Annotated in this window: 20 protein-coding genes; 8 read left to right on the forward strand and 12 right to left on the reverse strand. The window is 62.7% G+C overall.

Annotated features, from left to right (window positions below; genetic code table 11):
- Window positions 1-48: 48 nt before the first annotated feature.
- On the reverse strand, window positions 49-2,874 hold the full coding sequence (locus ABWK72_RS14990; RefSeq protein WP_367870380.1) for a PSD1 and planctomycete cytochrome C domain-containing protein: 2,826 nt from the start codon (window positions 2,872-2,874) through the stop codon (window positions 49-51).
- A 145-nt stretch (window positions 2,875-3,019) separates the two neighbouring features.
- On the opposite strand from ABWK72_RS14990, the gene ABWK72_RS14995 reads away from it, so the two are divergent.
- Window positions 3,020-3,835: a helix-turn-helix domain-containing protein gene (locus tag ABWK72_RS14995; RefSeq protein ID WP_367870381.1), complete on the forward strand. Its 816-nt coding sequence runs from the start codon at window positions 3,020-3,022 to the stop codon at window positions 3,833-3,835.
- Here the strand turns inward: ABWK72_RS14995 and ABWK72_RS15000 are convergent.
- The 8 genes from ABWK72_RS15000 to ABWK72_RS15035 all read right to left on the reverse strand — a co-directional run bounded on the left by ABWK72_RS15000 (window position 3,827) and on the right by ABWK72_RS15035 (window position 13,716).
- Window positions 3,827-4,411 (reverse strand): Uma2 family endonuclease, encoded by a 585-nt coding sequence (locus tag ABWK72_RS15000; protein WP_367870382.1) that lies wholly within the window; start codon window positions 4,409-4,411, stop codon window positions 3,827-3,829. The two genes, ABWK72_RS14995 and ABWK72_RS15000, sit on opposite strands and share 9 nt — an antisense overlap.
- A gap of 119 nt (window positions 4,412-4,530) precedes the next feature.
- On the reverse strand, window positions 4,531-5,592 hold the full coding sequence (locus ABWK72_RS15005; RefSeq protein WP_367870383.1) for a hypothetical protein: 1,062 nt from the start codon (window positions 5,590-5,592) through the stop codon (window positions 4,531-4,533).
- Window positions 5,593-5,792: 200 nt separating this feature from the next.
- Window positions 5,793-6,464, reverse strand: a complete 672-nt coding sequence (gene trmD, locus ABWK72_RS15010) for a tRNA (guanosine(37)-N1)-methyltransferase TrmD (RefSeq protein ID WP_367870384.1) — start codon at window positions 6,462-6,464, stop codon at window positions 5,793-5,795.
- Window positions 6,465-6,471: 7 nt separating this feature from the next.
- Complete coding sequence (locus ABWK72_RS15015) at window positions 6,472-6,882, reverse strand: DUF488 domain-containing protein (protein WP_367870385.1); 411 nt, start codon at window positions 6,880-6,882, stop codon at window positions 6,472-6,474.
- A 19-nt stretch (window positions 6,883-6,901) separates the two neighbouring features.
- Window positions 6,902-7,837, reverse strand: a complete 936-nt coding sequence (locus ABWK72_RS15020) for a hypothetical protein (protein WP_367870386.1) — start codon at window positions 7,835-7,837, stop codon at window positions 6,902-6,904.
- Window positions 7,834-9,033, reverse strand: coding sequence for a zinc ribbon domain-containing protein (locus ABWK72_RS15025; protein ID WP_367870387.1), 1,200 nt, complete (start codon window positions 9,031-9,033; stop codon window positions 7,834-7,836). The genes ABWK72_RS15020 and ABWK72_RS15025 overlap by 4 nt, the downstream gene beginning before the upstream one ends.
- 68 nt (window positions 9,034-9,101) lie before the next feature.
- Window positions 9,102-10,172 (reverse strand): SPFH domain-containing protein, encoded by a 1,071-nt coding sequence (locus ABWK72_RS15030; RefSeq protein WP_367870388.1) that lies wholly within the window; start codon window positions 10,170-10,172, stop codon window positions 9,102-9,104.
- Between the two features lie 94 nt (window positions 10,173-10,266).
- Entirely contained in the window at window positions 10,267-13,716 is a 3,450-nt protein-coding gene (locus tag ABWK72_RS15035; RefSeq protein ID WP_367870389.1) for an MBG domain-containing protein, read from the reverse strand.
- A 261-nt stretch (window positions 13,717-13,977) separates the two neighbouring features.
- Between ABWK72_RS15035 and ABWK72_RS15040 the strand changes: the two genes are divergently transcribed.
- The 4 genes from ABWK72_RS15040 to ABWK72_RS15055 all read left to right on the forward strand — a co-directional run bounded on the left by ABWK72_RS15040 (window position 13,978) and on the right by ABWK72_RS15055 (window position 16,547).
- The gene (locus ABWK72_RS15040) at window positions 13,978-14,499 is read left to right on the forward strand and encodes a hypothetical protein (RefSeq protein WP_367870390.1); all 522 of its coding nucleotides are present in this window, start codon (window positions 13,978-13,980) and stop codon (window positions 14,497-14,499) included.
- A gap of 731 nt (window positions 14,500-15,230) precedes the next feature.
- Window positions 15,231-15,752, forward strand: a complete 522-nt coding sequence (locus tag ABWK72_RS15045) for a hypothetical protein (RefSeq protein ID WP_367870391.1) — start codon at window positions 15,231-15,233, stop codon at window positions 15,750-15,752.
- Between the two features lie 56 nt (window positions 15,753-15,808).
- Window positions 15,809-16,225 carry a type II toxin-antitoxin system RelE/ParE family toxin gene (locus ABWK72_RS15050; protein ID WP_367870392.1) on the forward strand — a complete coding sequence of 139 codons (417 nt, stop codon included), beginning with the start codon at window positions 15,809-15,811 and terminating at the stop codon, window positions 16,223-16,225.
- Window positions 16,173-16,547 (forward strand): Fis family transcriptional regulator, encoded by a 375-nt coding sequence (locus tag ABWK72_RS15055; RefSeq protein ID WP_367870393.1) that lies wholly within the window; start codon window positions 16,173-16,175, stop codon window positions 16,545-16,547. The genes ABWK72_RS15050 and ABWK72_RS15055 overlap by 53 nt, the downstream gene beginning before the upstream one ends.
- A 25-nt stretch (window positions 16,548-16,572) precedes the next feature.
- On the opposite strand, the gene ABWK72_RS15060 is transcribed toward ABWK72_RS15055, so the two are convergent.
- The 3 genes from ABWK72_RS15060 to ABWK72_RS15070 all read right to left on the reverse strand — a co-directional run bounded on the left by ABWK72_RS15060 (window position 16,573) and on the right by ABWK72_RS15070 (window position 22,680).
- On the reverse strand, window positions 16,573-17,379 hold the full coding sequence (locus ABWK72_RS15060) for a hypothetical protein (protein WP_367870394.1): 807 nt from the start codon (window positions 17,377-17,379) through the stop codon (window positions 16,573-16,575).
- A 126-nt stretch (window positions 17,380-17,505) separates the two neighbouring features.
- Window positions 17,506-19,215: a 30S ribosomal protein S1 gene (gene rpsA / locus ABWK72_RS15065; RefSeq protein ID WP_367870395.1), complete on the reverse strand. Its 1,710-nt coding sequence runs from the start codon at window positions 19,213-19,215 to the stop codon at window positions 17,506-17,508.
- Window positions 19,216-19,941: 726 nt separating this feature from the next.
- On the reverse strand, window positions 19,942-22,680 hold the full coding sequence (locus ABWK72_RS15070; protein ID WP_367870396.1) for a hypothetical protein: 2,739 nt from the start codon (window positions 22,678-22,680) through the stop codon (window positions 19,942-19,944).
- Window positions 22,681-22,831: 151 nt separating this feature from the next.
- Between ABWK72_RS15070 and hisG the strand changes: the two genes are divergently transcribed.
- From hisG to ABWK72_RS15085, 3 genes are all read left to right on the forward strand, one after another.
- Window positions 22,832-23,719, forward strand: a complete 888-nt coding sequence (gene hisG / locus ABWK72_RS15075; RefSeq protein WP_367870397.1) for an ATP phosphoribosyltransferase — start codon at window positions 22,832-22,834, stop codon at window positions 23,717-23,719.
- 36 nt (window positions 23,720-23,755) lie between these two features.
- Window positions 23,756-23,860 (forward strand): AURKAIP1/COX24 domain-containing protein, encoded by a 105-nt coding sequence (locus ABWK72_RS15080; protein WP_169454664.1) that lies wholly within the window; start codon window positions 23,756-23,758, stop codon window positions 23,858-23,860.
- A gap of 161 nt (window positions 23,861-24,021) precedes the next feature.
- Window positions 24,022-25,179, forward strand: a complete 1,158-nt coding sequence (locus ABWK72_RS15085) for a hypothetical protein (RefSeq protein ID WP_367870398.1) — start codon at window positions 24,022-24,024, stop codon at window positions 25,177-25,179.
- The last annotated feature ends 7 nt before the right edge of the window (window positions 25,180-25,186 follow it).

A 25,186-nucleotide genomic window follows, 5' to 3' on the forward strand; every position in this document is an offset into this window, starting at 1 on the left:
TGCCACCAAAGTCAGGGCCGGGCAAGTGGGTTTCTCGGCTACGTTGAATCATCGGTTCAAGGCGATGTCGGAGTTGAGGAGCGTGTTGGCGACAAGCACCATCGCGGCCTCGTCGGGCGTGGCTCCGAGCTTCGCGGATTCCGCGGGAGCTTTCTCGTAGTCCGCTTTGGCCTCGTGGTGGAGCTTGGAGAGCGTTTCGATCACCGCGGCCGGTGCTTCTTGGAGCGTGATCAGCTTGTAGGCGGAGCCGATGCGCTCGCTCACGCTGGAGCCGCTCAGGCGCTTCGCGAAGGCTTGGGCGAGTTCGATGTAGGCGGGATCGTTCAGCGTCACGAGGGCTTGGAGCGGCGTGTTCGTCGCGATCCGGCGGGCCGAGCAGATGTCCCGCGTCGGCGCATCGAAGGTCAGGAAGGACGGGTAGCCGCTGGTGCGCTTGGAGTAAGTGTAGATGCCGCGGCGGTAGCGGTCTTCGCCCTGCGAGGTCTTCCAGGATTCGCCGTTGTAGACGGATTTCCAGATCCCTTCAGGTTGCGGCGGATAGACCGGCGGGCCGAATTGCTTCCGGGACAAGAGGCCGGAGAGAAGCAGCGCCTGATCCCGCACCATCTCGGCCGTGAGCCGGAGGCGCGGTCCGCGCGCGGCGAGTTGGTTCTTCGGATCCTTCTCGACCAAGGCCGGCGCGGCCTTCGAGGTCTGGCAGTACGATGCCGATAGTACCAGCTCCCGCAGGAAGGGCTTGATCTGCCAGTGATGGTGCTTCTGGAGGCGCAGGGCGAGGTGATCGAGTAGCGGCTGGTTCGTGGGTGCCAGGCCGGAGCTGCCGAAGTCTTCCTGTGTCTCCACGATGCCGGTGCCGAAAAGCTCCGCCCACAGCCGGTTCGCCAGCACGCGGGCCGCGAGCGGATTGCTCTCACCAACGAGCCACTCCGCCATGTCGAGCCGGGTGAGATGGTCCTTCTTCGCCGGAGGGCCGGTGACTGCGGGAATGGCCGGCTCCACGGACTTGTCGCGCGTGGTCCGGTTGCCGCGGATGAAGACCCGCGTATCACGGGTCGCGGCGGGCAGGCGCTCCAGCATCACGGGAATCGCCGCGCCCGGGATGGCATTGTATTGGGCCTTGAGCGCTTCATGTGCCTTCCAACTCACGGCGTGTTCGGGCGAGTGGATGAATTCCGATAGGCGGGTTTCCTCTGTCAGCGAGATCTTGAAACGATTCAAGACGCAGGACTGGTTTTCCCCATTGCACGACACGCCGTGCCGCAGGCGGATCTCGAACTGATCGCCCTCTCCTGCGATCACCGGCTGCTCCGGCACAAACCAGCCGCGACGCGGGCCGCGCAGCATCGGGAAATCGCCGAAGCCCGGCCCTCCGTCGCGGATCGCCTCGTTCGGATCGAAGGGCCCGGCCAGGAAATCCGCGACCACCTCCTTGAAGGCGACCGGCTGGCGGCTGCCATCCGCCTTCACCAGATCCACTTCCAGCTTGGAGACCACCGAGCCGCGCTCCGACCAAGTCTTCGGATCATCGCTATTCGGCAGGATGTCGAGCTGCAGCGCGGCGAAGGATTTCGCCGGGCCGGTGAGGGTATAGACGGCGCTGGTCGGATTCGTGCCGGAGGCGAGGATGATGCCGTCGGATTGTTGGTTAAGCCGACCATCCGGACCGCTGGATACTGCCGTGGTGGTGGTGAAGACCTGCCAGCCGCCGAGGCTGCCCGCGACCGCGAGGCCTTCCGAATTGACCGCGTCCCGCATCCTGTGGATCTCCTTTTCCAAGCGCACGGTGTCGGCTTGGGAAGCCGCATCGTTCGCGACTTTGGTGCGGGGGAATTCGTTGTTCAGGTCCACGTCCTCCGTGTTGTTGAAGAAGGCCATGAACTTGTAGTAATCGTCGTGCGGGAAGGGGTCGTAGGGATGGGAGTGGCATTGGATGCAAGCGAAGGTCGTCGCATTCCACGCCGTCCACGTGGTGCTCACCCGGTCCATCACCGCGGCGAGGCGATACTCCTCGTCGTCGGTGCCGCCCTCGGTGTTGTTCTGGGTATTGCGGTGGAAGCCGGTGGCGATCAGATCGCCGGGCCCGGGCTTATCTAACAAGTCACCCGCCAGTTGCTTGATCGTGAATTGGTCGAAAGGCATGCCATCGTTGAAGGCGCGGATCACCCAATCGCGGAAGGGCCAGATATCGCGGTGCGGGTCCTTCTCGAAGCCGGTGGTGTCCGAGTAACGCGCGAGGTCCAGCCACATCGCCGCCCAGCGTTCGCCGAAGGCCGGCGAGGCGAGCAAGCGGTCGACCGCGGCTTCCATGGCGGCTTGTGGATTCGCCGCTGCCGATTGTTGGAAGGCGGCCCACTCCTCTGCTGAAGGCGGCAGGCCGGTGAGATCGAGCGAGACGCGGCGGAACCACTCCGCCGGCGAGGCTGCGGGCGAAGGCGAAAGGTCCCCGGCCTCGAGCTTCGCCAGCACCAGCTTGTCGAGTTCCGCCTTCGGCCATGCCGTATCCTTCAATATGGGGACGGGCGGCTCCTCCGGCTTTTGGAAGGACCAGTGCTCGCCCCACTTCGCGCCCTCCTGGATCCAGCGCTCCAGCAGGGCGATCTGCTCCGCCTCAAGACCGTGCGGATGCTCCTCCGGTGGTGGCATCTTTTCCTCCGGGTCATGGCTCTTCACGCGGCGGATCATTTCCGAGCCCGCGGGGTCGCCGGGCACCACCACCTGCTTGCCGGACTCACCTTTCCCAAGCGCTTCGTCGCGGTAGATGAAGGAGACCTCGCCAGCCTGCTTCACCCCGCCGTGGCAGGCGGTGCAGTTCTTGTTGAGCAGGGGCCGGATGTCCCGGTTGAAGTCCACCGCTTCCTCTCCATGGAGGGACAAGTTTGACAGGACAAGTATCGGAAGAAGACGGCGCATCGCTTGGGCCCATGATACGTGGAAAACGGCGAAGGTTTCACTATTCCCGCTTGGACGATCCCGTTAATTCTTGTGGATTTTGGTAAGATAGTCACCGAAATGGGTGACAGTGAGCGAGCGCATTTGGAATATTTGGTCACAGCAAGTCCGCTCGCGGCTCGGCACCCTGGTCGAGATCGGCGAGGTCAGGAACTCCCCGGGCCGGATGACCCGCTTCCGCTACCTGCGCCGGCATGCACTGGTCGTCATCACCCGCGGCGAGGGCCACTATGAGGACGAGAAGGGGCGCGAGCGCAGTGTCGCGACGGGCGACTGGATCCTGGTCTTCCCCGAACTCGGCCATTGCTACCGCCCGCTCCGTCCCGGCGGCTGGGATGAGATCTATGTGATGTTCGAGGGGCCGGTCTTCGAAACCTGGCGGCAGCAGCGGGCGCTCGATCCCGATCAACCGACCGGCCGCCTGAGCGAGCCCGCCGCCTGGCTGGAGGAGTTCCGGCTCACCGTGCTCGATGAGAAGGCCGGTCCGCTGGCGCGGGTCTGCGCCTTCCAGAAGCTGCTCGCAACGGCGGTGGAAGGGGCCAATACGGAAATGGCCGCCGCCGTCTCCGGGCCGCCTTGGTTCGCCGACGCCTGCCGCCTGCTCGCCCGGCCCGGCTCGGGCGCGGAGGAAGCGGCGAAGGAGCTGGGCATCCACTACGAGACCTTCCGCCGGGCCTTCCGCGCCCACGCCGGAGTGCCGCCGCACAAGTATCACCGCCAGCAGTTGGTCAACGTCGCCGCCCGGATGCTCGACTCCACCGACATGAAATCCGCGGAGATCGCCCGCACCCTGGGCTTCTGCGACGAGGCTTACTTCTCGCGGGTCTTCAAGAAGATGACCGGCCGCTCGCCGCGCGAATACCGCAGCCGGCAGGAGTCACGGTGAGGCGTCCGCAAATGCGATGCGTTCGTAGAGATCCGCCAATGCCAACTCCGCTTCGATCTCGGGCAAAGGGATGACGGCATCCAAGCCCTGCCACTCCTCCCCGGCGAATCCACCCTCTCCGCGACGCCGGTGAGCAAGGACGTAAGGGCGCTCCGAATCCACCAACAAGAGGACCTTCAGACTCGGAATCGTAAGGTAGGCATCACGCTTCTCGCTCAGGTCGATCCTTCGCGTCGAGTCGTTCAACACTTCGATGATGACGGCCGGATACTCCTGAAAGCGATCACTCCCGGGATTCCCAAGGCATACGACCTGAGCGTCGGGATAATAGAACCGGGTGTGATCCGGGTATTCGATTCTCACCTTGGCGTTACAGGTGAAGGGACGGCAGGGTTTTCCCCGCAGGAGTCCGCCCAGGGCACCGACCGCATTGGCTGAAATCGCCGCGTGATCATTGGTGCCGTCCGCCATCGCATACACCGCTCCGCCAATAAACTCGTGCTTCGTCTCCGAGCAGTCCTCTCCCGCAAGGTAGTCCTCGATGCTAACGGGCGAAGGTTGGAGGAAGGTGGCCACACTGGCAGTCTAGGAAATCCGCACGCCGATTCAAGCGGCGGAGACTATCGTGGGGGACACGAAAAAGCCGGACCCCTCGCGGAGTCCGGCTTTGGAAAAACGTGATCCGCTAGCGGCTCTCAGAGACCGGCACTCTCGTGCTTCTTCTGTTCGGTGGCCTTTTCGGCGGTCTTGGCTTCGAACTCTTCGATCTTCTTGCGCAGGCCGTCGATCTCCTGGCTCTTGGTGGCGACCATTTGCTTGAGGCCGTTCTGGGTGTCCAGGGCGGAGGCGAGCTGGCCGTTCACTTCCTTGAGCTGGCTTTCCACCTTGTTGCGGGCCACTTCGGCCTGTTCGCGGGCGGCGGAGGCCTGCTGGATGGCGGTGGTGGCCTTCGCGGCCTGATCCTTCACCGCTTGGATCTCGCCGGCGAGCGGCTGGAGGGTCGAGCGGAGTTCGGAGGATTCCTTCTGCAGGCTGGCCAGCGCGTCGCGGGTGGCAGTGAGCTCGTTGCGGGTCGCTTCGAGGTTCTTCTCCGCGATCGACTTGCCGTCCTTGAGGCCGGCGGCTTCGTTGCGGGCGGTCTGGAGTTCCTCGTTGGCGGTGGCCAGGGTCTTGCCGAGGGTATCGCGCTCATGCTGCATCTTGGCGAGAGCTTCCGACTGCTGCTTGGCGCTGGAGCGCAGCTCATTGAGGCTGGCGGTGGCGCTGTCGCGGGCGGTCTTGAGTTCGGCGATCTCCTTCTTGAGGGCGACGCGTTCGGCGGGGGCCTTGAGTTCGTCGCGGACTTCTTCGAGACCGGACTTGAGCACGGCCACTTCCTTCATGGCGGTGGAGACTTCGTCGCGGAAGCTGGCGAGCTTCTGGAAGGCTTCCTCGCCGGCACCGAGCTTCTTCTCGAGCACCGAGACCTTGTCCTTCCACTGCCAGACTTCGTGGTTCGAGACTTCGAGCTGCTTGCGCAGGTCGGCGAGCTGGGCTTCCAATTGCTGCTTGGCCTCGCGGACCGCGGTGGTCTCCTTCTTCGCGGAATCGCGCTCGCCGGCGATGTCGGCGGCTTCCTTGCGGGCATCCGCGATCGCGCTCTTCATGGCGTCGATTTCAGCGGGCTGGATAGCGGCGGCCTCAACCGCGGCAGGTGCTGCTGCTGGGGGAGCGGCCTGTTCGGCGGGGGCCTCCTGGCCCAAGGCGATGGGGCTCATGGCCATCGCGAGACTCATCCAAATCGGGGTGGAAATACGCTTCATGGTGTAAGGTGAGTTCAGGTTCGGCTAAGGATTTAGCGTCAGAACTACTCAACGGGAAGCGATAATTAATCAAACTTAAGAAGATCCGATGTTTTTCTTCCTGCTCGTGCATTCCGCACCCGCAAATCCGGCCACCATGCCGGCTTTGTTGGCGATCAATCCAGAAGATCGGGCCGGTTTTGGCGGGTGCGCTCGATGGCTCGCTCCGCCTTCCAAGCCTCGATCTTCGCGTGATGGCCGGAGGTCAGCACCTCGGGCACTTTCATTCCGCGGAAGTCGATCGGCCGGGTGTAGGCCGGGGCTTCCAGCAGTGTCGGGTCAGAGAAGGATTCATCCTGGTGCGAACGTTCGTCGCCCAGCGCACCGGGCAGCAGCCGGACGACCGCATCCGTGACCACCGCCGCGGCGATCGCGCCATTGGTCAGCACGTAATCGCCGATGGAGAGTTCGAGATCGACCAACTGCTCGATGACGCGGTGGTCCACGCCCTCGTAGTGACCGCAGAGGAGGATCAGGTGCTTTTCCTCCGACAGCTCGCGGGCCAGCGCCTGCTTGAATACGCGGCCCTGCGGGGTCATCAGGATCACCTTCGACTCCGGCGTGCGGAGCTCCTCGATCGCCGCGAAGATCGGCCCCGGCATCATCAGCATCCCCTGCCCGCCGCCGCACAAGGTATCGTCAGTGCGGCGGTGCTTGTCGGTGGACCAGTCGCGGAGGTTGTGCGCGCGGATCTCCACCAGTTCAGCAGCGCGTGCGCGCTGAATGATGCTCTCGCTCAGCGGTGCCAGCGAGATCTCGGGGAAAAGGGTAAGGATATCGATGCGCATCGGCCGCTCAGAGCGTCACTTTCGCCCCGAGCAGAGTTTGCCGGAGCAGGTGGCGGTGGCAATGCTTCTCGTCTTCCGCGCAATGGCAGAGAAGGGTCACGGGTTGCTTCCGGGCGAGGTACTTGAGTATTCGAAGAAGACCCTTCTGGCCGTGGTTCTTCACCGTGTGGTTGCGCTCGTCCGCTCCGCCGTCCCGCCAGAGTTCGTTGCGATACTCGCGGGAGAATTGGCTCCAGGTGATCTCCCCGCCGAGGAATTGCTTCAATAGTTCCTCGCTGGGCCCGAGGCTCGGCAACCACAGATCGTAGCGACTCTTCGGAACCCGATGGCCGCGGAAGCGCGTTACCAACACCCGCAGGCCATCACCGGATTCGACCGGTGAGGACACCGACTTGGTTTTGAGCGTTCCCTCGGACATGGCATCAAGATAGCGGCAATCACTTGGCTGCGGGCCGCAGCGAATCCTCAGGAAGCGGGGCACGGGCGATGGCATTCCCATCCCAAGTAGCAGCGGTGGCGGCTCCGAAATAGAGTTCCCACGCTCCATCCCGCCCGAAGAGAAATGGCGTCACATGACCGAATGCCTCGCGCTCGCCATCCTTCTTCAGAAGCAAGCCGCGGTCTTGCCATGCCAGCCCGTCCGCGCTGGACGCCCATCGCGTCCCCTCCCGGGATTCCATGACCATCACGAGTTGCCCACCCACCCGCTGCACGTCCACGGCTCCCGCGTCATGACCGAAAACCGGTTCTCCGTGGCGTCTCCAATTCCGGCCGTCCTTGGAACCCGCATAGCCCACGAAGCGGTGTGAATCCACGGCCTGGGGTGCCGTCGGATCGGGTGCCCCGAGGGGGAGATCCTTGCGACCATCATACCACATCCGGAATTCACCGTTCTCATGGATCACTGCCGGCCGCCCCACCAGCAGTGAATCCCATGCGGGAGCTTGTGCCGGCGCCAGGACGACTCCTTGATCTTCCCAAGTCCGCCCGTCCGCGGAGATCGCCAGTGCGATGGAGTCGCTGATTCCGCTCATCGCCAGCGTGTAGAACATGAAGAGCCTATCGTTCACGGCGACGACCGAGGGATCGTTCACGTGGTTCGCGCCTTTGACCTCAAGAACTACACCCTGCGGAGTCCACTTCGCGCCATCGGGAGAAGTCGCGAGGTGGATGCGGTCGTGACCGTCCCTGCCCTGCCCGCCGAAGAACATCAGGAGTTCCCCATGATGCTTCACGATCGCGGGCGCGTAGAGGTTCCCCTTACCATGAGGAGCCTCCGTGGATTCCGCGAAGGAACCCAAGACGAGGTCCCCCGCGAGGCAAGGCCCGCGCGGCAAGAGAGCCATCGCCACACAAAGAATGAGCTGCTTCATGACTTCGAAATGATTGCCACGATGACAATCACCAGGATCACCAGCAGCGTGACGAATGCGATCTTCCACCAGCTCAGCGGGAAGCGGGCGTGGGTGGAGCCGGTCACGGCATTGACGGCCCCTTGCCAGATCTTGCCGCGGTACTGGTAGGCGAGCAGCCAGATCGGGACGAGGATGTGCTTGAAGGTCTTGTCCGAAAATTCCGGCTGGATCTGCAGGTTGCGATAGGTATCGCCGGGGACTTCCCGGCCGCACATTTCGCGGAGGATTCCTTCCATGGTGCCGAAGCCGTGGCGGGCGGCGTCGAGCAGCGGGACCTGGTAGTGCTCCACCTGCCAGCCGGAAACGTAGCGGGTCTCGTAAGGTACGAGATCCTTCGTAGGAAAGGGCTCGAGCTTCTGGAGCAGGGCGATGTCGAGGCCGCGTGAGCCGGAGACAACGATGTCATCGAACCAGGTCGAGACATGGCCGCTGGCGTCCCGCCATTTCACGCGGCGCTCCTGGCGGGTGACGGTGTTGCCGTTCGCATCCCGGTCGCGCACGGTGACGTAGTAGTAGGTGCCGCTCTCCGCGGTCCACGGGCACTCGGCGGAGGAGTCGAAGGTCCAGTAGGGGAGATAGACCCGGTTGATGCGGTCGACGAGATTGCGGCGCTTCAGGTCGTTCGGCGCGAACCAGCGCTCGCCGAGAAATTTCTTCAGCGAGTGGTAGGCGGTCTCCTTCGAGATCGCCGCGGGAAGCAGGGATTCCGGGGTGATCGGACTGTGGATGTCCTGGTAGTCGAGCAACTCCGGCGAGCCGCAGAAATCGCAGTGCTGGGCGACGGTGCCGGCCGTGCGGACGATCACGGCGTGGCAGTTGTTGCACTGCACGCGGCGGGAGGAGGTATCGACGCTGCTGGCCTTGTCGCCCAATTCGGCGAGGGTCTTGTCGAGGTCGTGCTCGACGATGGAGCCGACCAAGGGCGGGGGGCCGACGCGCGGGAAGTGCGTGCCGCAGTACGGGCAGACCAGTTCCTTCTTGCCGGGGTCCCACTCGCCCTTGCCGCCGCACTCCGGGCAGACGTGGCGCTCCAGCGAGCGCACCTCGGCGGCCACGCCGTGCTGCTCCGGCAGCGGTGGCGGGATGCGCTTCTTGGGCAGCTCGATGGGCGCTTGGCTCTCGTCCGGAAGCTCCGGTGGCTCAGGGGTCTCCATGGCGCGGTGCCGGGGCGCGAAGCCCCGCCAGCAGACGACTGCGGCAGGCGGCTGCCGCAGCCACGGTTTCAGTGGGCGAGGAAGGCATCGAGCGCGGCGCGGGTCACGCGATAGCTTGAGCCGATTTTCTTGGCGGCGATGGCTCCGGATTCGATTTCAGTCATGACGTCCGCTTCGGAAACGCCAAGCATTCTAGCGACCGTCGCGGGATCGAGGACATCCGGGCTGGCGGGAACGGCTGCAGCGGCAGGTGCCGCGCCAGGCAGTGGCGGCGGACTGCCACCGGTGAGACCACCCTGCTGCATCAACTCCTTCGCCACCGCGAAGCCCACCGCCAATTCGCTGGCCATGCCGGCGGCACCGCCACCGCCACCGGTGGCCATCCCTTGGGCCATCTGGTACTTCACGTAATCGTTGAGATTGCCGATCGCCGACATCGCGGAGCGCTTGTCGATCGCTTCCTCCACTTCCGGGGGAACGCTGACGTTCTCGACAATGAAGGAGGCGACCTCGATCCCGTATTTGGAAGAGATCACCGGATTGATCAGCGGCAGCAGCGCGTCACCCAGTTCGGTGTAGCGGGTGGCCACGTCGAAGACCGGGACATGCGCGCTGGCCAGGGCATCCGAGAAGATGCTGACGATCCGCGAGCGCATCGTGTCGCCAAATTCATCGACGCGGAAATCGTGATCCGAGCCGGCGACTTCCTTCAGGAAGGTCTGCACGTTCACCACCCTGAAATCGTAGGTGCCGTAGGCGCGGGCGCGGACGATGCCGAGGTCGGCATCGCGCAGCATGATGGGATTCGCGGTGCCCCACTTGTTGCCCGTGAAGAGGCGGGTATTGACGAAATAGACGTCCGCCTTGAAGGGGCTCTGGAAGCCGTACTTCCAGCCCTTGATCCGGGTCAGGACCGGGATGTTATCCGTGACGAGGGTGTGCTTGCCCGGGCCGAAGGTATCCCCGAACTGGCCGAGATAGAGAAACTGCGCGGTCTGGCTCTCGCGGACGATGAGCTGGGCCCCGTTCTTGATCGCCTTGTCGTCATCGGGGAAGCGCCAGGCAATGGTGTCCCGTGAATCGTCCTGCCACTCGATGATTTCGAGAAGCTCGCCCTTGATGAAGTCCATGAGTCCCATAGCTCGCAAATGTTTGGTTCGCTATCATCCTGCGAGAGACCCGCCGCGGGGATCAATGAGAATCGGGAGGCGATTTCGGAAGCGGTCCGTCCCCTCAATTCACGATCTGATAGACGATCCGGATGTAGCGGTGCTGGCCGGTCCGCGAAACCTGATAGCCGCCGGCGACCTCGCCAACGCCATCGGTCGTCCAAGTGGTCAGGTCGGTCGAGGTCTGCGCGAAGCGGGTGACGCCCGGCGGGGCGGCGGGGACGAGCACCTTCATGGTATCCGCGGCTAGCACCGGCACCAATTGCGGGCGTGAGGCGGGATCGGCGGGCAAGGTGCCGAAGGTGTATTCCGCGGCGTTGTCCCAACCGTCGCCGTCGAGGTCGCCCCCGGCAGCGGCGGCGGGGGCGTTCGGATTCGCGAAGGTGGAAATCCACGCCGTGTAGGCGGAGGTGATCACCAGGGTGCCGCTCGCGCCACCGGTGTAACCGGAGGCCGTGATGGTGGCCACGACCTCGTAGCTGCCGGCATTCACCGGCGGCTGGGCGGCACCATTGTAGGTCAGCGCGACGGCGAGGCCGGCGGGCACGGTGGTAGCGGTCGCGGCTTTCGGCAGGCCGTCGTAGGTGGTGGCTAGATTCGAGAGCGTCACCGAAGCGGTCTGGATGTGGGACGGATCGGCGATCCCGATGACCGCCATGTAGGGGTCGAGCGCTTGGTATTCCGAGGCCCAGACGGGGATCGAGAGTATCAGGGTTTCCGGTGCTTCCGGAATCCCGTCCACAATGGCGGCAAGCGGGATGGTGACACTGGTCTGGCCGGCGGGAAGCACCACATATAAAGAGTCGCTCACATCGTCTGCGGATGCGGTGCCGCTCACATCGAGGTTCACAGCCATATCCCGGGTCAGCGGCAGCGGGGTGGAAACCGTTAGCGCGAGCCCCGCCGCACCCTCCGCCAAGTCCGTGCCGGAAGCGGTTAGCGAGAGATAGGGCGAGAAGCTGCTCGGCAGGTTGTAGGTCGAGCTGAGCTTCACATCATCCAGATTCCAGCCGGTCAGGGCGACCGTGTCGCTGTTGCAGACCAGATTCCAGCGCAGGCCGAAGCTCGTGCCCGCCCAATAGGAAGGCAGGCGGATCCTCGTGGTCACGAAGCCCGCGGAGTTGCCGGACCACACCGCGCGATTCTCCAGGGTCGAATTAACGCCATCTGCGATGAAGCTATTGTAGTTTCCCGACTCCACCGTGACTTCGGAGGATTTGAGCAGGTCGAACCAAACTCCATTTCCGCTCCGAGTGGCCTCCAGCACCGCACCATCGAGCCCGGCCTGGAGGGTGTATGCATGACTGAATTCGAGCACCGGGGAACCCGCCGGGATTTGCACGACTGGCGCGAACAGCAGGGCTTCGCTATTCCGCTCCACCGATGGCGTGAAAGCCGATCGCGGCGCACTCTTCGAGCGGACGCTCGAGATCGACCACGGGATGCCGGTTTTGACCGCCGAGGTAGTCCACCCCGCGGGCAGGCTGGCCGAGGAATCGAATCCCTCATTCAACAGCATGTAGGTGTACGATCCCCCCAACGTCACCGGCAGGGGCAGGACCTGCGAGAAGCCGGGGCCGCTCAGGGTGAGCTGCAGGTCGATCGTTTGGCCGACATTTCCTGCCAAGGCGAAGGTGAACAATTGCTCACCAAGAGCCCCGACATCGATGGTCCCGTAGTTCTTCGTGCCGCTGAAGAGGGTGAGACCCGCAGGCCCCGAGAGCGTGGCCGTGAGATTGGAAATCGGCCCGGTGCCATTGTTGGCGAGGGCGATTCCGAGGCGGACCGTTTCGTCCGGATCCACCGTCGCATTCCCGCTGCTGTTCGACTCGGCATCGACGCGCGTCCCGGCGATGGAGATGACGGGCGGTGTTTCCGGAGCGCCGGCCAGCAGGGCCTCCATCCGGTAGAGCTGGGCGCGGTCCGCAGTCCCACCGCGGACCCGGATGTAGAAGGTGCCGTTTGACGGCAGCGGGAAGATCGCGATCTCCTCGGTCTCGCCAATCGCCTTCGCCGGCGCGGAGGCGATGACAGTCGTCCCGTCCGTGCCCAGAAGATCCAGCACCAGATTCTGCTGGATCGTGGGGTCGAAGTCAGTACCGGCACTGCAAGTGCCACTGAAATTCTGAGAGCCTTCGAGATAGGTATCGACGTTCGGATTCGTCGGCTGGATCGGATCCGAGGGGATGATGCGGACGGTGAGCTGCTGCTGACCGGTGCCGCTGAAGGAGAAGAGATCGGTATCGGTGCTGTCGTCGATGCTCAGCCATTGCCAGGAGGTGGTGCTCTGCGTGAGCGTGATCGGCGCCGCGTTCAGAGCACTATCGTTGTCCCGCAGCGTACCGTGGACTTCCAGCCGATCGCCGTAATTCCGCTGGTGGGAGTAGATATCGTCAAACTGCGAGCCTCGGAAGCCCATGTTGAGGAAGGGTTCCATCAGCTTCGTTCCATTCGCCGGGCAGACATGGGCGAGGCCGAGGGAGTGGCCGAGCTCGTGTTCGAGCACATTGCGCAGTCCCTTTGACGTTTCGCCGATGTCGTCGTAGAAGCTGTCGGCGGTGTCGATGACCATGTCACCATTGTCCGGATAGTAAGCGTAGGCCAGAGTGCCCTCGTCGCCATCAATGGAGTGACCGCTGATACGGATATCGCCGCGGGTGCCTTGGACCCCCCAATCGGAACTTCCGCTGAAGCCGTCGATGCGGATGCCATCGTCATTCGGTTCATAGACGAAGCGCAGGCCGGAGTTGGCAGCCAGATTGTCGAAGGTGGTCTGGAAGACCGTAAACCAAGGCTGTGCGGTGGGATTACCCGCGGCACTGCCGCCATAGATGGCAGCCAGGTGCGCCCGCAAGTTGCTGGGAGCCGAGGATTCCTCAGCGTCGGTGGCGGGAATGGAGGTGCCGTCCGGGACGATGCTCCAAGTGATCGTGATGGGCTGGCCTTGGGTATTCTGGCCGTTGCCATTGACGGCGGTGCGGGACCAGCGCCCACCGATTTGCAGAGCCTTGAGGCTCAACCCGCCTGCCTGGGAAATCTTCTGCTCGACGTGTTGGTAGGCGTAAACGATCGCGGCCGGGGTATCGGGAGACCAGCACTGCACGCGCGGGGCATCGGAAGTGGCGAGCTGCGCGGCGTAGTTCGCGAGGGGGTCGTGCTCGCTCTCCGGAAGACCGGGGAAGGTGTCGATGGCACCGAGGATTTCCTCTAGGGCGGCGAGCTTGCGCTCCTTCACTTCCGCCTCGGAAAGGGGAACGGCCGGAGCTCCGGCATCCTGCATGCCGCGGCGCGTGGCGTGCGGAATCCGGCTGAAGGCCTCCGCCTCCGGATCGCTAAAGTCCCCTTCCCCGCTGGCGAGCGCGCTTTGCTCCGGATTGGAATTCGAAACCCGGGAGGAAGCCTTCCCGGAAGATACCGCGCCCTCCGGTGCCGATTCCTTTTTCCGGGCCACGCCGATCAAGGCCCCGCCTAAAAGTGCGATCACCAGGGCGAGCGATAGTTTGGAAGGCTTCACAGGTTCGGGTAAACTTGCTGGAAATGAGAGGGTCGCAAGCGGCGAACCTACGCGTTAGGAAGACAGGCGGACCTCCGAATTGCCGGACCTTGCTTGGGTTTCACGGGCTTGCACCACCTGGGTGCGATACCGACGGCGACATCATTATGCATAGGCGCGGTGAAATAGCGATGTCGATCCGAAGAAGATTCCGCGAAGAACGGCCAAGTGTCGGTCTGGAGGTTGCCGGGGAGGGACAGTCGGACTACGAGGGAGATGGCGATGATCGCGACGATCCAATGCATCACCACGGAGTGGACCAAGTTCTCGCGGGGCGCGCCGCATTCGGCAAAGCGTTCCGCGGTGCCGGTGGCCTTTTCCCTCCCGCCCGGCAGCCTGCCCGCGAAGGCGTGCCGGGCGGTGCTTCTGCACACGATCCGGGCGCTCGAAAGCGTGGATTTCGAGCCCTCGCAGAACGCCGAGATGCAGGACCTGACCGGCATTTTGGACTACCGCTGTGCGCCGGTGGCATTGCGCTTCGCGGACGATCTCTTGCACGTCGAGTACAAGGGGAATCTCTTCACCTTCGGCGCTCCCCACCGGAACCAGGTGGGGAAGGATGTCTTCAAGCTCGGGCCCGGATCCTGGGGGCGGATCGCGCTCAACGGCCGTTTCGGCTACGCCGCGGAGTGGACCTACTACCGCAAGGTCTTCAACATCGCGTTTTCAGAGGAGGTGCCGCCGGCGGGCCTCTTCAAGGGCAAGCCGGATGCGGAGTTCCGGGACGAGCATGATTTGTGGTAAGCCGCACGATCTACCCCTGCTGCGACATCACCGCATTCGGCGGCAGCGGCACGTGGAGCTGGCGATGTCGGGTGCCGGTTACGCCTTCCCCCACTGCTTGCGGTCCCCTTCCGTGATTCCCGCGAAGCCCCTCTCCGCCGACCACCTCAGCTCCGGCACGGGACAGGAGCTTGCTCCGTCCCGTGCAAAAGGAATTCCCCCTTCTTTCCTTATTACCCCTTCTTCCCCTTCTTCTATTTGTGCCGTGAGTGTGCCGTGAGCGTGCCGTGAGCGTGCCGTGAGCGTGCCGTGAGCGTGCCGTGAGTGTGCCCTTTTCCGCGGGCACGTCTTTATAAGCATCGTAGTCCAAGATCGTTATCACCTCTCCGAAGTGTGTCCTTTTCGGAGCCTTCGAGCGCTCGAAGCAAAGAGTAGTGCCAGTCTCACGGATGGCTCTTCCGCTGGGAGCGCGGAGCCACCGGCCCGCAGAACGGCCCCTCGCTGCCGTGGGCACGAAATGATCTGCAGCCGGGCGACGGCGCTTTCCGCTACTGCCGCGCAGGGAAGAGTGCTGCCACGGTCGCTTCTGCGGGGCAGAGTCTCCGCGGTCCCGGGCGCCGGCGCGTCATTCGACATACAGTGTGGGTCCGATTCCAGATGCCCTACCGGGGCGCACGTAGGCCGATCATTCCAATTGTCCCGCCCGGTGTTCGGCTTTGCCTGTTAGAAGAAGGACGTGGTTTGATCCCGCCATGATCGCGACCATCCAGTGCATCACCGTCCGCTGGACCAAGCTCTCGCGCGGCGCGCCGAACTCCGCGAAGCGTGCGGCGGTGCCGATGGGCTTTCCCCTGCAACCCGTGGCCCTTCCGAAGAAGGCCCTCCGGACGGCTGTCCTGCACTGGGTCAACAACTACGAGGAAGGAGATTTCGCCCCGCTACAGAGTAGCGAAGTCCACGACATCACAGGGGTCAGGGACTACGATACGGAGATGGCGATGTTGAAATTCGAAGCAGACGATCTCCGGGTCGAATACAAGGGCGGCTTCTGGTGCGCCGGCGCACCGCAGCGGCCGAATATCATCCGCAGTGTTTTCAAACTTCAGCCGGGGCAGTGGGGAAGGATCGCGGCGAATGGCCGCTTCAGCCACGACAACCAGTGGCACTACTACCGCAAGGTCTTGAACATCGCGTTCACTGACGCTCTGCCGACCGCAGGAATCTTTCGCGGCAAGCCGGCTGCGGAGTTCCGGGACGAGCATGATTTGTGGTAAGGCGAAGAACGCCGCGAAAAACTTGACGATTGGACCTTTTTTGGTACATGTAGCCCATGGCCGCACCTGCTCCCCGCCCGTTGGAGGTGCGGTTTTTCAGGAACATCAACGGAAGGGAGCCAGCCCGCGAGTGGCTCCAGGGATTTTCCACCGAAGAGAAGAAGATCATCGGAGCAGACATCAAGGTTGTCCAATGGAAGTGGCCCATCGGCAAGCCGCTGGTAGACAATCTGGGGCAGGGATTGTGGGAAATCCGCACCAGCCTTGGAGACCGGATCGTGCGGGTGTTTTTCTTTGTCCAAAACGAGCGGATCATCATTCTGCATGGGATCGTCAAGAAGACCCAGAAGACGCCGGCTCAGGACCTGAAACTGGCCCGGCAGAGGCAATCCCTCTGCGAACAACCAACCGAGCAAACCAATGAGCGCAAAGGCACCAAAACAGAAAAACGTAACCCCCCACATCGGAAGTGATTTCGATGACTTCCTCGCCGAAGAGGGGATCAAGGGCGAGGTCGAAGCCCTTGCCCTCAAGAAGGTGGTTTCGCTTCAGCTACAGGAAATCCTCGAAAAGGAACACGTGAGTAAATCGCAGCTCGCGAGCCGCATGCAGACGAGCCGCACCTCCATAAACCGGATGCTCGACCCGGGGAATCCAGCCCTAACGGTCGCTAGCTTGGGAAAAGTGGCCGCCGCATTGGGGCGGAAACTGGAATTCAAGTTCGTGAAGGTAAAACCGGTCGCGATCGAAAAGGCGGGATCCAGTTCTGGGAAGCGGAAGGGAGCCGTTGCATGAAGAAAAAGCTGCTAGGGCTTGGAGGCTAGGACTTGGCTTTTCCGAAGTCGATAAACCCTAGCTTGAATCCTTGCGATACCGCCCACTCCAATTCAGTGGCGAATTCATCGAACAAGCTTTCCACAATAACGGACGACTCCCCCAAGGTGATATAGGTCCTTTGAAAAAGGATTTCCTTCACCTTCTCGGAATCCAGAGCGCTCAATCGGAAGAAGTAGTCGAGAAAATCAGTGGTAACGCTTAGCGCGGACTTGGCGTCAATCCGCGACCAGAACATAGAGGGCTTGGGGATTTGGGTACCACTCCAAACCTTTGGAATCATCTCCATTGGTAAAGAGAAGGCTCTTCCGACATCCGTCGGCTCTCCCATCTCAACATCGATGTTGGTCACCTTGGAGTGGACGAATTCGTTCCGTATCCGGACCAACTCTGCGACTTTGTAAACCCGCGCATCGCCTCGGTTCAGTCCTGCATGCGTATCCGGAGTGATGATCTTCAAAAACAGGTCGAATTTCGAAAGCAGGGGCAGCCGGTCCAAGTCCTCGCTGAGATGCGATGGGAGAGAGAGGCTGTTCATCACAGCGTTGGCAGCGCATTCCAATCCGAATGCCGAGGCCATGATGGACGCGCGGCTATGCCGGTTTTCAGCGTAGGAATTCTGCGAATTGATTGCCATTCTTAGCTGAAATGCGGCGTCGCAAGTCAGGTCGATAAAGCCGGGGTGACGATGAGTTCCGGGAAACAGCATGGGATAGGCTTCAAGAGTCTGCGCAGTTTTCCAAGGTAGATCCAGCAGCCCTTTTTGAATCGGTTGATTTGCCCGCGAGACCATTGGAGTGGTGTCTACGGTATCGCTCTTTGCGCTGCATTGAACGGAGTCCGCTCAAGTTTGCGAAACGAAAAAAGCCGGGAGGTTTCCCTCCCGGCTTTTCTGAATCTTGCTGAAACGAGCTGCGGATCAGTCGTCGGACGGGCTCCACTCCTCGGCCGCGATGGCGGCGAGGTTGAAGGCCTGCTCGAGGCCCACCATCTCGGAGGACGGGCGCAGGCTTTCGAAGCTGGCGCTTTCCTTCTTGAGATCGGCTTCGCTGTAGTTGACGGCCTTGATCGAGAGACCGATGCGGCGCTCGACCTTGTCGACCTTGATCACGCGGGCTTCGACTTCGTCGCCGACCTTGATCACGTCCTTCACCTTCTCCACGTGGTCTTCGCTGAGCTGCGAGATGTGGATCAGGCCGTCGATGTCGCCATCGAGGCTGATGAAGGCGCCGAAGGAAGCGATCTTCGCCACGGTGCCCTTGACCAGATCGCCTACCTTGAAGCGTTGGTCGATGTGGCTCCATGGATCGTCCTCAAGCTGCTTGAGGCCGAGCGAGACGCGCTGGTTGGCCTTGTCGATGGAGAGCACGATCGCTTCCACTTCGTCGTTCTTCTTGAGAACTTCCGAAGGGTGATTGATCTTGCGGGTCCAGGACATGTCGGAGACGTGAACCATGCCGTCGATGCCTTCTTCCAGCTCCACGAACGCACCGTAAGCGGTGAGGTTGCGGACCGGGCCCTTGATGGTGGCACCGATCGGATAGCGGGTCTCGATTTCGTCCCATGGGTTCGGCTCGAGCTGGCGGACACCGAGGGAGATCTTCTGCTCCTCGATGCTGATGCCGAGCACGACGGCCTCGATGACCTGGTCGAGCTCGAGCACGTCGCTCGGGCGGGTGATGCGCTTGACCCAGGAAAGCTCGGACACGTGGACCAAACCTTCAACACCGCGCTCGAGTTCGATGAACGCGCCGTATGGCAGGAGCTTGGTGACCTTGCCCTTGACGTTGGAACCGATCGCGAACTTGCGCTCGATATCTTCCCAAGGATTGTCGGACATCTGCTTCAGGCCGAGGGAGACACGCTCCTTCTCGCGGTCCACGTCGAGGATGACGACATCCACCGGCTGGCCGATGATGAGCATCTCGGAAGGGTGGTTGATCCGGCCCCACGACATGTCGGTGATGTGGAGCAGGCCGTCCATGCCCTGCAGGTCGACGAAGGCACCGAAGTCGGTGATGTTCTTGACCGCGCCGGTGACCTTGTCGCCCACCTTGACGGTGCGCAGGAATTGCTGGCGCAGCTCGGCACGCTCGGCCTCGATGACCTCGCGGCGGGAAAGCACGATGTTCTTCCGCTCGTCGTTGACCTTGACGATCTTGAACTCGTAAATGTTGCCGACGTATTCGTTGAGATCCTTCGGCGGGATGATGTCCACCTGGGAGCCGGGAAGGAAGGCTTCGACGCCGACATTGACGGTAAGACCGCCCTTGACGACTGCCTTGACCTTGCCGCGGACGAGTCCGCCGTCCTGGAAGACCTTGACGATCTTTTCCCAGTTCTGCTTGTGGGCAGCCTTTTCCTTCGAGAGGACGACCATGCCCTCATCGTTCTCAAGCTTTTCGAGAAGCACTTCGACTTCGTCGCCTACTTCGATCTCTTCATCCTCGAACTCGTTCGATGGAATGGCGCCCTCGGACTTGTAGCCGATGTCGACGAGAACGACTTGCGGGCGGATCTCGATGATCGTGCCCTTGACGATGGTTCCTTCGCGGAACTCGCGGAACTTGGAATCGATAAGATCGGCAAGTTCCTGATTGGTTGGGGATTCAAGCACTGCGGTGCTCATGCTGTTGCGGGGTTGAGGTTAGGTTGGTTTGGTTTCGCTTTCCTTCCGACGATGCCCCGAGTGGAAGTGCCGGCGGACCACGGGGCTCCAACTGCCCGCCGGCGTTCTGAAAGGTGAAACGGGGCGGCGACCCTAGGCTCCGCGACCTGCTTGGCAAGCCGAAAATCCTCATGTTTCAGGGACTTCCGGAGGAAGGTAAGCCTGCCCGATTTGACGGAGAACACTCCCCTCGTTCCGGAGAACGAAACGCCGCCGGGTCAATCGGCTCTTCCACGATCACCCGGTTCTCGACAGGGACGACAGGGTCCACCGGGGAGGTAGGGAAGGACGGCGCGACAGCTTTCTCAGGGGAGGTCGGCCCCGCGCCCTTGATCCAAGCGGGATTCATTCCCGCAAGCAAACAGATGAAACCCGCCAGAAAGAGGCATAAGCAGCTCATCACTCGGGCGGACGGCAGCCTCATGTAATTACCAAATAAATACCCAGCCCATCCATTGGAAGCATTATTTCCCAATTGTCTGAGGTCCCTTGTGGCGATCTTTGGCTATCAGCGCCTTCGGCCTTCCATCAGGTCTTCACGGAATGTTGACGACGGTAGGCATCCGGCGTCATTTCTCCGAATTTCCGGAACACATGCCAGCGGTCGGGCCCATGTCGTGGAGGGAAGCCCCGACCTGACCTTGAACGGAGTTTTACCGCCCTGTCATTCTGCCATGACCGGCGGACTCAGGGATTCCAAGGAACCTGCACCTCGACGGTGCCGAAAAATCGTGGGGTCACGGTGGGATCGACAGGCATTTCGACTACCGCCCGCTCCCATTCCGGCTCACCGGGGATCGGGGTGATCCGGGGTTCGCCCGGAATCGGCAGGTAGTTCCAATACTCGGCCTCCGTGCTGTATTTCGGAAGGTAGACGGCGTTGCTGTTCTTCCGCCGGATATATTCGAAACGGAAAACCCGAGCGGAGCCTTCTCCGGTCACCTGCAAAAGCGGCAGACCGGCAGCCCCCGAGCCCGGCGCCAGGGTCCGGCGGTCAAAGCGGTTCGGGTCCAGATTGAAGGCGTATTTGAGGATGTTCGCCACCCGATCGCCCTGCGGGGCTGCATCCTGATCGGCATCCCGCCCGATCAGCCCGGAGTCTTGCAGCCATTGATTGAAATGAGGATCTCGATGGTAGTAGAGAGAGTAAACATCGGTTCTGCCTTGCGCATAGGCGATGTCGCTCGCGCCGGGGCAGCCGACAACCACAATCCCGTCGGTAAAAGCAAGAGTTCCCGGGCCTTCCGAATAGGAGGCCATGAAGGCGGCTTGGCCCGATTCCAGATCGTAGATGACGCAGCCGCCCAAATAGGTGCCGGGTGCCAGGACCGCCATCCGTCCCTCGTGAATCGCGATGGCCCTGCCAAATCCCCCGCTCGAATAGACGTGGGCCAACTCCAGGCGAGCCTCCTCTTCAGTAGTGAGATCGTAGACGAACACCATCCCGTCGCCGTGGGCTGCCGGGCCTTCGTAAGGAGAGCCGATCGCCAGGACGGAGCCGCGCAGGGCCACCGCCGTGCCGAAGCCGTCGGATTGGGAGGGGCGCGGATTCGGGAAGGTCCGCACCGGAGCCGCCGAGCCGAGCTCGTAGAGGTAGGCGGAGCCGGCATTTTCCGCCCCGGCGTCGTCGTTCTGGCAGCCGACGACGAAGCGGGTCCCGTCGATCGCGACGGAAGCACCGAAGGCATCGTCAGTTCCCGGTTCGGGGTTATCAATCGAGGCGACGGGTGTCGTGGGCGTGGCGGAGTCCAAATCATAGACGTAGGCGCTCCCGGCCCGCCATCCCCCGCCGGGATTGTCGGACGCCCCCACCAGCACGCGCCGGCCGCTGATCGCCACCGCAGCCCCGAAATAGAGATCCCCGGTTTCGTTGGTCACCGGATTGGCCAGCACCGCCACCGGGGTTCCCGGATCCGTGCCCGCGAGGTCGAAGACATAGACACATCCGCCAAAGGTATTGACCCGGTGGCTGTAAGGAGCGCCTACGACCAGCAGGTCGCCCTCCGCCGCCATGGAGTAGCCGAAGTGGGAGCCCAAGCCGGGGGCGGGATTCTCGAGCACCTGGGGAGCCGCTGCCGGGGCGTTGAGATCGTGAAAATAGACCCGGCCTTCGTCGCTGCCGTTCATTCCGTCGTTCGGCGAGCCGGAAGCAATGTGGTCCCCTACAATGGCCACGGCCTGCCCGAAGTAGTCATTGGTGGAAGGGCCCCTGACATCGAAACTGCCCAGCGGGCCATCGGGTGCCGACGCTGCAGCGTCGTAAAGATAGACACTCCCGCCATCGTAGGCCTGGGTGTCATCGCCCGGCGCGGAAGCCACGGCCAGATTCGCCGAGATCGCAACCGCATTGCCGAAAGCATCATCGGCCGCCGGGGCCGGATTCCGCCGGATGGTGTGTGGTATTCCAGGGGCGGGACCGGCGAGATCGTAGAAGTAGATGCTTCCGGCATTGGACGCTCCGGTGTCTTCGCGGCTATTCCCCACGATCACCCGGTTGCCGGAAATCCCCACCGTGTTCCCGAAGAGCGCGTAGCTGGACGGCGCGGGATTCTCCAGCACCAGCGGGCTGCTTCCCGGCTCGGCGAGTGAAAGGTCGTAGACGTAGGCGGCTCCCTTGTTGCCGGAGATCGAGTCGGAGCCGGCGGCACCCACGACCACCCGGTTTCCGGAGATGGCCAGCGCCACCCCGAAGGGCCGGTACTGCGTGGGCGCGGGATTGTAGAAAGACGCGATCTTCTGCGGCGGCCCGGCACCTTGGAGTTCGTAGACATGCACCGCCCCGGCAAAAGCGCCCGCAGTGCTATCAAGCGTGGCGGAGACGACCAGGCGGTTCCCATCCATGGCCAGCGCCCCGCCAGCGCCAACGCTCGCCGGGGCGTTCGGGACTTGGAAGCTGTGGACGGGGTCCCGGGGATCCTCTGCTGTCAGATCGTAGAGGTAGACGCTGCCTGAGGCCGTAGCGGCCAGCCAGTTTCCGGAAACAGCGATCGCGTGGCCGATGGTTCCGCCGGAAGCGGGGCTGCCGAGGCTGAAAGCGGGATACTGGTTCGGCGAGGACAGGTCGAACACGTAGACCGCGCCCGCTGCGCCCGCGGTAGCGCTTGCCACCAGCCATTTGCCGGAGATCGCGACCTCACTGCCGAAACGGGCTCCGGCACCGCCGGGATTTCTGAACTTGCGCAGCACCTGGCGGGCCGCCGCCGAGCAGACCTTCACCGCGCCGTCTTCCCAGCGCCGTCCGTCTTCAAGAGGGGAGCCGACCGCGACCAGATCACCGTCCATGGCCAGCGCCGACCCTTGGTGACTCAGGGATTGAGGCACTTGGGTGGACGAATAGAAAGTAGCCTTGGGGTAGGCCGGCATCGGATCCGCAGCGAAACCGGTGTTCGCGGCTAGAAGGAAAGTGATCGGCAGGAGGAATCTCATGTTTTCCGGGGGAGACGAGTCAGGCGTTAGTTATTCGGAGGTGGCGGAGTTCGCAAGCCCGCTTGCCCGCTGGAGGCCACTGCCGCTTCCGGCTTTTAAAAACTTCCCTTGCCTCACCGGCCTGCCCCCGCTATCCCCGCCGCCCGCCGCGATGCCGGAAACCACTGAAAAGACGCTGAAACTGGCCATTCCCAAGGGTTCCTTGGAAGGGCCGACCCTCGACCTTCTTGCGAAGGCCGGGTACGACGTCTATGTCTCCTCGCGCGGCCTCCGCCCTTCCTCGAATGACCCCGAGCTGGATCTGTATCTGATTCGGGCTCAGGAAGTCGCACGCTACATCGACCAGGGTTTCCTCGATTGCGGAATCACCGGGCTCGATTGGGCCAGCGAGTTCGACGGCAACCTGGTGGATCTCGCCGAGCTGCCCTTTTCCCGTGCTTCGGCCATGCCGACCCGCTGGGTGCTGGTGGTGCCTGAAGATTCACCGATCCAGAAGCCGGAAGACCTTCAAGGCAAACGGATCGCGACGGAAGGCGTGGCGATCACCGAGCGCTACCTGAAGTCGAAGGGGATCGAAGCCGAAGTGGAGTTTTCCTGGGGCGCGACCGAAGTGAAAGTGCCCGACCTCGTCGATGCCATCGTCGATGTCACCGAGACCGGCTCCTCGATCAAAGCCAACAAGTTGCGGATCGTGGACACCCTGCTGACCTCCTTTCCGCACTTCTACGCCAGCCCGGCGGCCGCGGCGGATCCATGGAAGCGCCAGAAGATGGAGCGCCTGGTCCTGCTGCTGAAGGCCGCCCTGGAAGCCCGCGACAAGGTGGGCTTGAAAATGAATCTCCCCGCGGACAAGTTGTCCGCCCTGCTCGAAAAGCTGCCGGCGATGCGCCGTCCGACCGTCTCCCAGCTCTCCGAAGAGGGCTGGATCGCGGTCGAAACCGTGATCCACGAAAAAGTGGTGCGCGACATCATCCCGACGCTCAAGGAACTCGGTGCCGAAGGCATCATCGAGTATCCGCTGAACAAGATCGTTCCCTGAATCCTTTCCTATCCACCTGTAACCCCAAGCACGACCATGGGCTCGCTTAAGAAACGCCGCAAGACGAAGATCAACAAGCACAAGCGCAAGAAGCGCATGAAGCAGAACCGCCATAAAAAGCGTCTGCGCTACAAGTCTTAACGGCTTGCGTGCCACGGGCGTGACCCGTGCTTGATGAACAAATCTTCCCGACAGGGATCCGGCACCGCCGGATCCCTTGTTTCGCGTACGCCGGTCGGCGGGGATCGAGAAAGACTTATCTTTCCCCCAAGAAATTCGCCGCTTCCGCGCTTCATGACTTCGTGAAGACCGACGAAGCCGAATCGAACGGGACGGAAGTTCCCGTGGAAGAGGAGATGCAGCCGGTGTTGCGCACGGAGAGCGGCTTCATCCGCTTCTGGCGGAAGCTCGGCGGCGGTTCGCTGATGGTGGCGATCCTGCTCCACGTGATCATTCTGGTCCTAGGGGCCTTCTGGGTCATCAAGACCCTGCGGGAGCCTGAGAAGACCGTCGATTTCATCCCGGGGAAAGGCGGCGGAGGAGGAGGAGCGGGCGAGCTTCAGAAGCAGGCCAAGTCGGTGAAGCTGCCCATGAACCAGTCGGTGAAGCGGGTGACCGTGGAGGGCGTCTCGGAGGTGGTCATGCCGGATCCCGGCGATAGCTTCGGCCAGATGGCTTCGATGAGTTCGCTCTCCGGCGGCGGCGGGCTCGGCGGGGGCAGTGGCTTCGGCCGTGGGGGCGGGAATGGCAACGGCATCGGTCCCGGCAGTGGCAACGGCATGGGGGCCGGCGGCTTCGGCACCGGCACGGTCTTCTTCAATCAGGAGATCAAGGCGGCCCGGGTCGCCTACGTGATCGACTATTCGCTCTCCATGAGGGGCAAGCGGGAGGACCTGATGCGCAAGGAACTCGAGAAGTCGGTCCGCAAGCTCAACCCGCTCATGAGATACCAGCTCATCTTCTTCTGCGGCCCGGCATGGATCGCCGGCGATGAATTGGTAGTGGGTCTGGGGAACAGGGACGCGATCGTCAAACATCAGGGTAAAGAGTATGAATGGAAAACCCCGGGCGGCGGCAGATGGGAGCCATCCGGGAAGAAGGTCAAGGTGGAGTGGCTGAATGCGGACCCCGCCATCGTCGAGCAGTCCGCCAGCCATATCAAAAAGACCCCGCTTGCCTCCGGCACCCATTGGGTCGCGCCGCTGGAGATGGCGCTGGAGATGGACCCGCCGCCGGAGGTGATCCTCTTCATGACGGACGGGGCCTCGCCCGGCACCACGGAGAAAGACATCGAGCGCCTCGCCAGCCGGGCCCGCGGGCGCAAGACGATCATCAACACGATGTCGCTGATGGAGCCGGATGCGGACGAGGGAATGAAGATGCTGGCGCGATTGGCGAAGGGGACCTTCACGGTGATCGATGAGACCGGAACCGCACGCGAGGTGCCGCTGGACAAGTAGAGAGGGT

Source organism: Luteolibacter sp. Populi (assembly GCF_040801775.1).
Classification (GTDB): domain Bacteria; phylum Verrucomicrobiota; class Verrucomicrobiia; order Verrucomicrobiales; family Akkermansiaceae; genus Haloferula.